Origin of the sequence: Novosphingobium sp., from assembly GCF_036820275.1 — a bacterium.
Lineage (GTDB): Bacteria > Pseudomonadota > Alphaproteobacteria > Sphingomonadales > Sphingomonadaceae > Novosphingobium.
Window position 1 is genome coordinate 1 of the sequence record NZ_DAISLT010000048.1, and the last position, 11,689, is coordinate 11,689.

At 65.8% G+C, this 11,689-nt stretch carries 10 protein-coding genes and 1 pseudogene; 5 read left to right on the forward strand and 6 right to left on the reverse strand.

Annotated elements, in window-relative coordinates; translation table 11 throughout:
• From V7066_RS24925 to V7066_RS24935, 3 genes and pseudogenes are all read right to left on the reverse strand, one after another.
• Window positions 1-207, reverse strand: a pseudogene (locus V7066_RS24925) (NAD-dependent malic enzyme); the annotation flags it as partial.
• 13 nt (window positions 208-220) lie between these two features.
• Complete coding sequence (locus tag V7066_RS24930; RefSeq protein ID WP_334185662.1) at window positions 221-1,666, reverse strand: alginate export family protein; 1,446 nt, start codon at window positions 1,664-1,666, stop codon at window positions 221-223.
• 44 nt (window positions 1,667-1,710) lie between these two features.
• Complete coding sequence (locus tag V7066_RS24935; RefSeq protein WP_334185663.1) at window positions 1,711-3,033, reverse strand: dicarboxylate/amino acid:cation symporter; 1,323 nt, start codon at window positions 3,031-3,033, stop codon at window positions 1,711-1,713.
• A gap of 234 nt (window positions 3,034-3,267) precedes the next feature.
• On the opposite strand from V7066_RS24935, the gene V7066_RS24940 reads away from it, so the two are divergent.
• The gene (locus V7066_RS24940; protein ID WP_334185664.1) at window positions 3,268-4,977 is read left to right on the forward strand and encodes a sensor histidine kinase; all 1,710 of its coding nucleotides are present in this window, start codon (window positions 3,268-3,270) and stop codon (window positions 4,975-4,977) included.
• Entirely contained in the window at window positions 4,977-6,287 is a 1,311-nt protein-coding gene (locus V7066_RS24945) for a sigma-54-dependent transcriptional regulator (RefSeq protein WP_334185665.1), read from the forward strand. Before V7066_RS24940 ends, V7066_RS24945 begins: the two co-directional genes overlap by 1 nt.
• A gap of 213 nt (window positions 6,288-6,500) precedes the next feature.
• On the opposite strand, the gene V7066_RS24950 is transcribed toward V7066_RS24945, so the two are convergent.
• The 3 genes from V7066_RS24950 to V7066_RS24960 all read right to left on the reverse strand — a co-directional run bounded on the left by V7066_RS24950 (window position 6,501) and on the right by V7066_RS24960 (window position 8,617).
• Window positions 6,501-6,884 (reverse strand): OsmC family protein, encoded by a 384-nt coding sequence (locus V7066_RS24950; protein WP_334185666.1) that lies wholly within the window; start codon window positions 6,882-6,884, stop codon window positions 6,501-6,503.
• 13 nt (window positions 6,885-6,897) lie between these two features.
• Window positions 6,898-7,794: a pirin family protein gene (locus V7066_RS24955; RefSeq protein WP_334185667.1), complete on the reverse strand. Its 897-nt coding sequence runs from the start codon at window positions 7,792-7,794 to the stop codon at window positions 6,898-6,900.
• A 124-nt stretch (window positions 7,795-7,918) separates the two neighbouring features.
• Entirely contained in the window at window positions 7,919-8,617 is a 699-nt protein-coding gene (locus tag V7066_RS24960; RefSeq protein ID WP_334185668.1) for a pirin family protein, read from the reverse strand.
• A 116-nt stretch (window positions 8,618-8,733) separates the two neighbouring features.
• Here V7066_RS24960 and V7066_RS24965 point away from each other — a divergent pair, with 116 nt between their 5' ends.
• From V7066_RS24965 to V7066_RS24975, 3 genes are all read left to right on the forward strand, one after another.
• Entirely contained in the window at window positions 8,734-9,663 is a 930-nt protein-coding gene (locus V7066_RS24965) for a LysR family transcriptional regulator (protein WP_334185669.1), read from the forward strand.
• A gap of 250 nt (window positions 9,664-9,913) precedes the next feature.
• Window positions 9,914-10,321 (forward strand): DoxX family protein, encoded by a 408-nt coding sequence (locus V7066_RS24970; RefSeq protein WP_334185670.1) that lies wholly within the window; start codon window positions 9,914-9,916, stop codon window positions 10,319-10,321.
• A gap of 217 nt (window positions 10,322-10,538) precedes the next feature.
• Window positions 10,539-11,582 carry a tyrosine-protein phosphatase gene (locus V7066_RS24975; RefSeq protein ID WP_334185671.1) on the forward strand — a complete coding sequence of 348 codons (1,044 nt, stop codon included), beginning with the start codon at window positions 10,539-10,541 and terminating at the stop codon, window positions 11,580-11,582.
• Window positions 11,583-11,689 lie beyond the last annotated feature (107 nt).

Sequence of the window (11,689 nt, forward strand, 5' to 3'; positions counted from 1 at the left end):
CAGGAAGGCATAGCGCTGGAAGTCGCTTTCCTTTTCCTCCAATGCCTTGCGGCGGCGTTCGATCTGGCTGTCGAGTGTGCCGACATGCGGGGGCAGCAGGCCATGGAGGCCGAACGCGTCACGCTCCTCGGCGGTGAAGGCGGTCCCCTTGTTGGTCAGGGGATCGGACAGCAGAGCACGGGCGGCGGCGTGACGGGTCGGGGACATCAATGACCTTTCATCAGAAACGTAGACTCAGCCAGCCCGCGAGAAAATCGGAGCTGCGGTAACCCGCATCGGTCAGCGCGGGGCCGGCTTCGAGATGCTCGTAGCGCCCGGTGAACGAAACGCGCGGCGAGATCTGCCAGACCGCCTGCAAGCGGGCGAGTTCGGCAATCTTGCGCGCCCGGCCGTTCTGGGTGCCGGCAAAGGGTTGGCCGTTGGCCCGATAGACCGCATCGGTGACACTGTCACGCCAGGCAAAGCGGTATTCGGCGTTCACCTTCACGTTCTTCAGCGGCGAGAAGCTGAAAGTGGGTGCGAAGGAACGGATGTTCGAAGGCGTCAGGTAGAGTTGGTAGCTGAAATAGACGTTGTTGCCGAAAGGCGAATAGGCGTCGCGCAGCTTGCCCTCTCCATAACCACCCCCGCCGCTGGCGTAGTCGGCGCTCAGGCCGATGCGCGGCGCGGCCTTGTCCTTGCCGAGACGCCAGGACTGCGCGAGGAATACCTGCCAGGCGTCGATCTTCTGATCCATGAACTCGCCCCACTGGTGGTTCACCGTCCAGTCGAGCTGGAGCGGCCCGGCGTCGCCGTAGACGTGGACCCCGCCATACCAGCGCGTCGCCGGGCCGATCCGCCCTCCCCAGGTGCCCACGCCGTTGCGCCGCCGCCAGAGGAAGGGATCGACGAAGATCTTCGAATCGCCCAGGAACGTCTTCGGCACCGCGTAGCCCAGCGTCACGCCGGAGAAGCGGCGCTCGGGATCGCTCCTGTCGTCGCCGATGCCGTCCTCGCCATAGGCCGTCGGGCGCAAGTCGAAGACGTCGGCGCGCACGGCCTTGCCCCGCACCCAGGCGCGCACGCCGTTCAGCGTATAGTGGATGGTGTTGTTGTCGCGCTGCGAGGTGAGCAGATTGGGGCCGTCGACGAACTCCTGGCGGCCGTAGCGGATACCCACGTCCAGTCCCCCGACCTGCCCGTTCGACTCCGCAAAGTACTGCTGGAAAACGAGGCCGTTGCGCATGCTGGTGACGGGCGTGCCGATGTTCCGGCCGCCGATCCCGGCATGGGCCAGTTCGCCGAAGAAGCGCAAGTGCGGCCCCACATGCAGGTCTGCACCTGCTACCACGCGGCTGATGTCCTGCCGCTGTGCCTCGGCCTCGCGCAAGTTGGGATTGGTGGTCTGGTTGACGCGGAGGCGCAGCTCGCCCGAGAGCGTCAGGTAGATGTCGCCGTCGCCATCGAGCGGCAGGAACTTGAGGCGGTCGAGCGGATCGTCACGCTTCTTCTCGTCCGCCATGACCCGCCAGTCCTCGGCCCAGCGGGAGATGCTGTAGCCATTGTTGACGGCACCGTCGCCGTTGGCGGAAACCGGGTAGAGCGGGGTCTTGGCCTCTTCGGCATGGGCCGTGATGGAGGCGCAGCAAAGGGTTGCGGCCAGCAGCCGCTGGGAAACTGTCTTCATGTCCGTGATTCCTGTGCGGGGCTTTCGCCCCGTGTCGGGTCAGGTCAGACGAGCACCGGGCTCGGCTCGGCGGCAGGCTCGCGATTGGCGAGCACGGCCTTGAACCGCTCGGTGTCGAGCTTGCCTTCCCAGCGCGAGACCACCACGGTTGCCACGGCATTGCCGATGAAGTTGGTGAGGCTGCGGCATTCCGACATGAAGCGGTCGACGCCCAGGATCAGCGCCATGCCCGCGACCGGCACCGAAGGCACGATCGACAGCGTGGCCGCCAGCGTGATGAAGCCCGCGCCGGTCACACCCGCCGCGCCCTTCGAAGAGAGCATGGCCACGCCCAGCAGCAGCACCTGCTGGCCCAGCGTCAGTTCCACATTGCAGGCCTGGGCGATGAACAATGCCGCCAGCGTCATGTAGATGTTGGTGCCGTCGAGGTTGAAGCTGTAGCCGGTCGGCACGACGAGGCCGACGATGCTCTTGGGGCAGCCCGCGCGCTCCATCTTCTCCATCAGCGAGGGTAGCGCGCTCTCCGAGGAGGACGTGCCCAGCACCAGCAGCAGTTCGGCCTTGAGGTAGGAAATCAGCGAGAAGATCGAGAAGCCGGCAAGCCGCGCGACCAGACCCAGCACCACCACCACGAACAGCGCGGACGTCAGGTAGAACGTCGCCACCAGCCCGACGAGGTTGGCAAGGCTGCCGACACCGTATTTGCCGATAGTGAAGGCCATGGCGCCGAAGGCCCCCACGGGCGCGGCCTTCATGACGATCGACACGAGCTTGAAGAACACCAGCGAGACGTCTTCGAGCAGCGAAAGCGGGCGCGCACCGCGCTCGCCCAGCATGGCCAGCGCAATGCCGAAGAGAATGGCGATCACCAGGACCTGAAGAATATTGCCCTGGGTCATGGAGGACAGGAAAGTGTCCGGGATCATTTCCATCAGGAACCCGGTGATCGACGTTTCGTGTGCCTTCTCGGAGTAAGTTGCGACCTTCGAGGCATCGAGCGTGGCGGGGTCGATGTTCAGGCCGTGACCGGGGCGAACCACGTTCGCCACGATCAGCCCGACGATCAGCGCCAGGGTCGAGAAGAAGAAGAAGTAGCCGAACGCCTTGCCCGCGACGCGGCCGACCGAGCGCAGGTCGCGCATCGAGGCAATGCCGGTGACGATGGTCAGGAAGATGACCGGAGCGATCACCATCTTGACCAGCTTGATGAAGGCATCGCCCAGCGGCTTCAGCGCTTCACCCGTGCCGGGCGCGAAGTGGCCCACCGTTACACCCGCCGCGATGGCGATCAGGACCTGCACATAGAGGTGACCGTACCAGCGCTTGGGCGCGGCGGTCTCGTGCGTGTCGGACAACTGGGCGTGCATGGTAGGGCCTTCCTTCCTCTCTCTGCCCGCTCAAGACTTATGCTTATCGCGGGCTGAGCAAAGACTGTTCGATTCCACGCTGCGGCCAAAGACATTTTTGCACATGATGTAAATGTCTGATTTTCAGTGGTTTGTGGAGATATCGAGAACCATGGGAGAGCAGAAATCGGCACATTGCAGTGCAGCGATGTGCCAAAATTTGCACATCGCCTGCGCCGAGCCTAGAAAGACAAGGTGACTCGTCGCCACACCTTTCTCTGGCTCCTTGCCGCCCTCCTCGCCGCACTGGTCGCAGCGGGGCTGGTCGGAGAGATCGTGCGCCAGCGCGCGTCATCCGCCTTCGCGGCATCCGTCGCCGCCGATGCCCGTCTGCGCCAAGCCCTGCTCGACAGCGAGATCGCGCGCTTTCGGCTGCTGCCGCAGACCCTGGCCGACGACCGCGACGTGATCGCCGCAGCCGACGGCGAACCCGGAGCCGATCGCCGCCTCGATGCCAAGCTCGAAGCTTTCGCGCAGCAGATCGGCGCTTCCGCGATCTACCTCGTAGGCGAGGACGGCTTCGCGATTTCCGCCAGCAACTGGCGCCGCCCCGACAGCTTCGTGGGGCGCGACTATCGCTTCCGCCGCTACTACCGCGACGCCCGCAGGCACGGCGACGGCGCGCAGTTTGCGCTCGGCACCGTCAGCCACCGCCCCGGACTCTACCTCGCGCGCAAGGCCGCCGGGGACTGCGTGATCGTCATCAAGCTCGATTTCGACCGGATCGAGGCGCAGTGGCGCAGGGCCGGCGGCGAGACTTTCGTGACCAATCGCGACGGCGTGATCCTCGTCGCCAGCCGCCCGGACTGGCGCTTTGCCATGACCCGCCCGATCGCCCCCGCCCGGCAGAAGGCGATCGCGGGGGACATCGGCACGCCCGGCCTGACCCCGACGCCCTACGCGATCGACGGCGACGGCTTCCTGCACCGCTCCGGCGCCTCCGCGCGCCTCCTGCTCGCCACCAGCCCGCCCAATCGCGACCAGTGGCGGGTCAATCTCGCCCTGCCGATCCGCGTCGCCGTCACCACGCCGATGCGCAGCGCACAGGCGGTAGCGGCGATCCTCGCGCTCGTCGCGGTCGGTGCGCTCTGGTGGCTGGCCCAGCGGAGCCGCCGCCGCCGTGAACGCACCGCGCTGCTCGAAACCGCCGTCACAGAACGCACCGCCGAACTGCGCCGGGAAATGGAGGAGCGCACCGCCCTCGAACAACGCGCGGCGCTGCTGCGCGAGGAACTGCGCCTCGCCAACCGCCTCGCCACGCTGGGGCAGGTCACTGCCAGTGTCGCACACGAAACCGCCCAGCCCGTCGCCGCGATCCGCAACTACGCCCGTTCCGCAGGCCAGTTGCTCGACCTGGGCGATCCTGCCGAAGCGCGGGAGAACCTTTCCGCCATCGACCGACTGGCCGAACGCATCGGCGTGATCACCGCGCAGCTTCGCGGCTTCGCGCGCAAGGCGAGCACCGGCGAAAGCGCAGTGTCGCTGGCCGAAGTCGTCGACGGCGCGCGGCTGCTGCTCAAGGAACGCCTCGCCGCGCTGACGTTCGAGACGCCGGCGATTCCAGCCGATCTCAAAGTGCGCGGCGACAAGGTCCGGCTCGAACAGATTCTCGTGAACCTGCTCCAGAACGCGACCGAGGCGCTGGCCGCCAGGCCCGATGCACGCATCAACCTCGCCGTCACCGTCGAAAGCGAAACCCTGCGCCTCACCGTCTCCGACAACGGCCTCGGCATCGCCCCGGAAATCGCCGACCGCCTGTTCACCCCCTTCGCCACCAGCCGCGCCGAGGGCCTCGGGCTCGGCCTCGTGATCGCGCAGGACATCGCCCAGGAATTCGGCGGCTCCCTGCGCCTCGTACCAAGCGAAACCGGCGCCGCTTTCGAACTGCAACTGAGACTCGCCTGATGGAAACCTCCCGCCGTATCGCTCTCGTCGAGGATGACGAGGACCTCGCCCGCTCGACCGCGCAACTGCTCCGTCTCGCCGGTTTCGAGGTGGAGACTTTTCCCGCCGCCACCCCGGCCCTCGCCGCCATAACTGCTGCCGTCACTACCGACTGGCCCGGCGTCGTCGTCACCGACGTGCGCATGCCGCATGTCTCCGGCATCGACCTGTTCCGCCAGCTTCACGAGCGCGACCCGGAACTGCCGGTAATCCTCGTCACCGGCCACGGCGACATCGAGATGGCGGTGCAGATGCTCAAGGCCGGGGCCTGGGACTTCCTGACAAAACCGTTCGCCCCCGACGCCCTGATCGCCGCCGTCAACCGCGCTGCGACCGCCCGTGCACTGACCCTGGAAAACCGCCGCCTGCGCACCCTCGCGCAGGCCGACGACGCGCCCGTCTTCCTCGGCGAAAGCCCCGCGATCCGCCGCCTGCGCGAGATGATCCCGGTGCTCGCCAATGCCGATATCGACCTGTTCATCGAAGGCGAGACCGGCACCGGCAAAGACCTCCTCGCCCGCCTGATCCACCGCTCGGGCAAGCGCGCGCGCCACCGCTTCCTGCCGATCGCCTGCGCCGGAATGCCCGATACTCTCGCGGAGCCGCTGTTCACCGCGAGCGGCCACGCCGAACCCGGCCTCGCCGCCGCCCATCGCGGCACGCTCTACCTCGACGACATCGACCGCGCGCCCGCCCCCTTGCAGGAGCGACTGCTCCCCTTCGTCGAACAACGCGCACTGCGCCGCCGGGACGAAACGATGCCGGTCGACGTGCGGGTGATCTCCACCAGCCAGAACGCCGCCGAAGGTCCGCCGCCCGCGCTCCTCCCGCCGCTGTTCTACCGCCTTGCGGCCATGCGCCTCTCCGTGCCGCCCCTACGCGAGCGCCGCGAAGACATCGCCCCGCTCTTCGCCCGCTTCGCCGGAGATGCCGCCAGCCGCAGCGGCCGCGACCTGCCGCCGGTGACGGCAGCCGTGCGCACGATGCTCGAACGCCACGACTGGCCGGGCAACGTGCGCGAACTTGCCAATTTCGCGGAACAGTTCGCACTGGGCCTCGGCGAATCTTCGCCCACCCCCTCACCCTCGGCGGCAAAAGGCCTGACCGAGCGCGTGGACGCCTTCGAACGGGAGGAAATCGTCGCCGCCGTACTCGCGGCGAACGGCGAGATCGGCGCGGCCATCCGCTCGCTCGATCTGCCGCGCAAGACGTTCTACTACAAGGTGAACAAGCACGGGATCGATCTGGGGGCTTTGCGCCAGAAGGGGTGAAGAGGCAGGGGTGAAGAAAAGGAAAAGCAGGGGAGCATAGCCCCCCTGCACCCCCATTACTGTCGATGTCGCGCCCAGCCTATCCGTTGTGCGCTCATGGCTGCGTCGGGAGACATAATGGCTGCGCCGCAAGGAGCGCGATACGGATAGGTTGGGCGCCACGACGACATTCCGAGGGTCTGGGGGATCATCCCCCAGGACTTCCTCTTACCTTCAAACCAGTTCCGTCTCGATCCCCAACCCCGACTTCAAAGTCAAAGTCACGGGCGTCCGCTCCGCGATATCCGCAAGCCGGGCCTTCTGCTCCTCATCCAGCCCGACGATCGAGAGCTTCCGCTCGATCCGCATCTCTTCCTTCGAGCCCTTGAGCCTGAGATCGACGTCGACCGAAACCAGCGGCCAACCCTTGCGAGCCGCGTACATCTTCAAAGTGATCGCCGTGCAGGCCCCGAGGCTGGCGAGCAGCAGGTCGTAGGGAGCAGGCCCCGCCCCCTGCCCGCCGAGCGCTTCCGGTTCGTCCGCGGTGATCGCGTGGCCGCCGACGACGATCTCGGTGCGCCAGGGGGTTTCGCCGATATGGGCGGTTCCATGTGCCATGGTCTGGTGTTCCTCAGGCCGGAAGGGGGATGAATTCGTGCTCTTCGGGCACGCGGGCGAAGCGCTGTTCCTTCCAGTCTTCCTTGGCCTGCTCGATGCGGTCGAGCGAGGAGGAGACGAAGTTCCAGAAGATGTGGCGCTTTTCCGGGAGCGGTTCGCCGCCCAGCAGCATCAGGCGGGTGCCGCCCTTGGCCCTCAGGATCACTTCGGCGCCCGGCTTGAAGACCACGAGTTCGGTCTCCTTGAAGCTGCCCGTCTGGCCTTCCACTTCCACTTCGCCGCCGACGACGTAGATCGCGCGTTCGACGTGCTCGGCCTTCACCTGGTAGCGCGCGCCGTCCAGCATGACGATGTCGGCATAGACCATGTCGGAATAGGTCTTGAGCGGCGAGGTCAGCCCGTCGGAGGTGCCGGCGATCAGCGTCAGCCGCGTTCCGGCGTCTTCGGTCACGGGAATTTCGTCGGCCTTGTGATGTGCGAAGGCCGGGGCGATCTCTTCGGCTTCCTTGGGCAGCGCGATCCAGGTCTGGAGACCGAACAGCTTGCCGCCGCTGGCGCGGACCTCGGGTGAGGTGCGCTCGGAGTGGACGATGCCGCTGCCTGCCGTCATCCAGTTGACCTCACCGGGGCGGATCGCCTGCGCAGAGCCGAGTGAGTCGCGGTGGAAGATCTCGCCTTCGACAAGGTAGGTCAGCGTGGAGAGGCCGATGTGCGGATGCGGGCGCACGTCCAGGCCTTCGCCGCTGCGGAACACCGCCTCGCCCATCTGGTCGAAGAAGATGAAGGGACCGACCATCCGGCGCTGCGCCGTGGGCAGCGCGCGGCGGACCTGGAAGCCGTCGCCGAGATCGCGGACGGGGGGAAGAACGACGAGGTCTACGCCTTCGATATCGGATGAGTGGACGGTCATGGGGCAATCCTTCCTTGCGCTTCTTCTGTGCGTTTGAGCGCCGGGGAGAGTCTTGGCGCCGAACCGGAAAATTTCAATCGGGGAGATGGGGAGCGGATGGATATCCACCCGCTCCCGGTATTGGTCAGGCTGCGTCGACGAGGACGATTTCGCTGTCCTCGATCGCGGTGATCCGCAGTACGTCGAGGTCGCTGATCGCCACGCCGTCACGGGCATTGGCACGGACATCCTCGATCTGCACCGCACCGATGGCGGGAACGAGGTAGGCCTTGCGATCCTTGCCCAGCGGGTATTCGGCGGTTTCGCCCGCCTTCAGAGTGGCGCCCACGACGCGGGCATTGGTGCGGATCGGCAGGGCGTCGTTGTCGTTCTCGTAGCCCGAGGCGAGCGTCACGAACTGGCCCGAACGATCACCCTTGGGGAAAGGCTTGGCGCCCCAGCTCGGCTCTTCGCCGTCGCGGGTCGGGATGATCCAGATCTGGAAGATCTTCGTCGTCACGTCCTCGAGGTTGTACTCCGAGTGGGTGATGCCGGTGCCGGCGCTCATCACCTGGACGTCTCCGGCTTCCGTGCGACCCTTGTTGCCCAGGTTGTCCTGGTGGGTGATCGCACCTTCGCGGACATAGGTGATGATTTCCATGTCGCGGTGGGGGTGCGGCGGGAAGCCGGTCTGCGGGGCGATCGCGTCGTCGTTCCAGACGCGAAGGTTGCCCCAGTGGACGCGGGCCGGATCGTGGTAGCCGGCGAACGAGAAGTGGTGCTTGGCGTCGAGCCAACCGTGATTGGCACCACCGAGGCTGTCAAAGGGGCGAAGTTCGATCATGTCCTGTCTCCGGGGGCGGCGGGGTAAGGTGCCGTCCTGTTGAAACCCATATAGACTTGCTCTCATTTCAAGTTCAGAGGGATAAAATCGACATGACTGTTCGAGGAGATTGAAAAGTGAGTAACCCCGGTACGCCGACGCTGGACCAGCTTCGCATTTTCCTGGCCATCGTCGATACCGGCAGTTTCGCAGCCGCCGGGCGCAAGCTGAACCGCGCGGTCTCGGTCATCAGCTATGGCATCGCCAATCTCGAAGCCCAGCTCGGCGTCCTGCTGTTCGAGCGCGAGGGCACCCGCAAGCCCGTCCTCACCACGGCGGGCCGGGCCGTGCTTTCGGAAGCACGCGGCGTCGCGGAAGGCATCGACGGGCTGCGGGCCAAAGTGAAGGGCCTGCTCGACGGTCTGGAAGCCGAAGTCGATCTCGCCGTGGACGTCATGTTCCCGGCCGAGAGTCTCGGCGTGATCCTGCGCGCCTTTGCTGCCGAGTTTCCGACCGTGCAACTTCGCCTCCATGTCGAGGCGCTCGGCGCGATCACCTCCATGGTGCTCGACGGGACTGCCGTGATCGGGCTGTCCGGGCCGCTCTTCGCGGGCGTGGAGGGAATCGAAAGCGTCTCGGTCGGCTCGGTGGCGATGGTTCCGGTGGCCGCGCCCGACCATCCTCTCGGCCGCATGGACCCGATCCCGCCCGGCGCGGGCCGCGAATATACCCAGCTCGTGCTCAGCGATCGCTCGCGCTTCACCGAAGGCAAGGACTTCTCGGTCATGAGCTCCAAGACCTGGCGCCTCGCCGACCTCGGCGCCAAGCATGCCCTGCTTCGGCAGGGGATCGGCTGGGGCAACATGCCACTGCCGATGATCGAAGCCGATCTGATTTCCGGCACGCTCATCCGCCTCTCGATGCCCGACCATACCGGCGGCATCTACCGCTTCGGCGGCATCTGGCGCCGCGACACCCCGCCCGGCCCGGCGGCGGCGTGGCTGCTCGACCGCTTCGTCGCCCAGTGCGGCCTCGACAGCGATATGGGCGAGCTTCCTGACATCTGATCGGATAGCTCAAACTGTATCCAAAACACGCAGGCCGCATGGGGCGTCACGACGCCGAAACCCTGGCGCAGTCGCGGGAAGCCGCCAAGCATTCCGCGCTGACGCCTCTCATTTCCAATTAATCGAACGCTAAGATCAATTTTATCCGGATTTCTGGAAACATCTTTCTTCGGCATTTCATGGCCCATCGAGGCACCCCGCAGCCGACCCGGCCGGACCCTCTCCAGACAAAGCCCAAAGGGGAAAAGCCATGAATACTGCAACCGCCAAGATCGCTCCTGCCGCTAACGAAGCCGGAATCGTGAGCTTCCTGCCGCTCGTCGGCCGCATCCTGATTGCCGCCATCTTCATTCTGAGCGGCCTTTCCAAGCTCTCCGACCCCGCCGGAACCATGGCCTACATCTCGTCGGTCGGCCTGCCCTTCCCCGCCGTCGCCATGGCCGGTGCAGTTGCGGTCGAAGTCGTCGGCGGCGCGCTGCTGATTTCGGGTTATCGCCTGCGCACGGTAGCTGCCGGTCTCGCACTGTTCAGCCTCGTCACGGCGGCCTTCTTCCACTCGCAGTTCGCCGACCAGAACCAGTTCATCCATTTCTTCAAGAACGTCGCGATGGCCGGCGGCCTCCTCCAGATCGTCGCTTTCGGCAAGGGCCGCGGCTGACCGATCCCGAATCGACGACACCAGAAAAGGGGCTGCCCAACGGCGGCCCTTTTTTGATTCGACTCGCGTCGGAGAATCATACAGTCGTTTTACGCACGTCCGCAGTCGGCCATCATATCCGCGATCAAATAGGAATATATTGACCGAATTCCTGTCACAAAGGATACATACATCCGTCTTAACGGCCTGCATCCTAACGACATCAAGGATTCCGCTCATGCGCAAGATCGCTCCCTTCGCCGTTATCGCGGCACTCACCGCCGCGCCCGCCGTGGCTAGCGAACCGGCGACGCTCACCCGGCTCGACGACCGGACGGTCGAGCTTGCCCGAACGGACAGCGCCCCCGTAAACGTCTGGGTCAGCACCGACCCCGTTCTCGACAAGGGCGACCAGCGCTTCGCCGCCGCCAGCAAGGAGATCGCGCTCAAGCTGCCGATCCCGGCAAGCGAGCGGCGCTACGTCATTCTCGAAGGCAAGGGCGGCAAGACCACCGTCGTTGCCGAGCGCGTGCTACCGCTCCAGCAGGGCAGCAATTTCCGCGATATCGGCGGCTATGCCACCCGGGACGGTCGTACCGTGAAGTGGGACAAGGCCTTCCGGTCCGGCGCAATGCCGCTTCTGACCGAAGCGGACTACGCCCTGCTCGATCAGGTCCATCTTGGCGCCGTGGTCGATTTGCGTTCGATCGAGGAGCGCGAAGTCACGCCAGACATGCTCGACGACCGCACCGGCGCGCTGTTCCTCGCCAACGACTATTCGCTGAAGCCCCTCTTCGCGAAGATGGCCAAAGGCGGCGGCGAAAACATGTACGAGGGCATGGAGATCATGCTCGTCCCGCAGTTCCGCGCACTGTTCAACCGGCTTCTCGCGAACGAAGGCGCCGTGGTCTATCACTGCTCGGCCGGGCAGGACCGCACCGGGATCGCCACCGCGCTCATCTACGACGTGCTCGGCGTCGACCGCGAGACGATCCTCAAGGACTATCACCTCTCGACGGGCTTCCGGAAACCGCAGTGGGAAATGCCCAAGGTCGATCCCGCCGACTACCCGGGCAATCCGATCCTCAAGTATTACGCCGCGCGCGCCGACGGCCAGCCGCCCAAGGCCGAACCGCTCTACACGCCGAGCGGCGCCTCGCACCTCGCGCAGTTCTTCACGTATCTCGACCGGCAGTACGGCGGCACGGAAGGCTACCTGAAGCAAAAGATCGGCCTTACCGACGCCGATATCGCCAAGCTGCGCGCGACGATGCTCGACTGAGAACGAATGCGCCCGCCCGGCTGATCAAGCCGGGCGGGCTGAACGAGGCCGCCCTTCGGGTCGCAATCGAAGAGCGGCCACGCCCGGGCCGAAGCAATGCCCCCCGG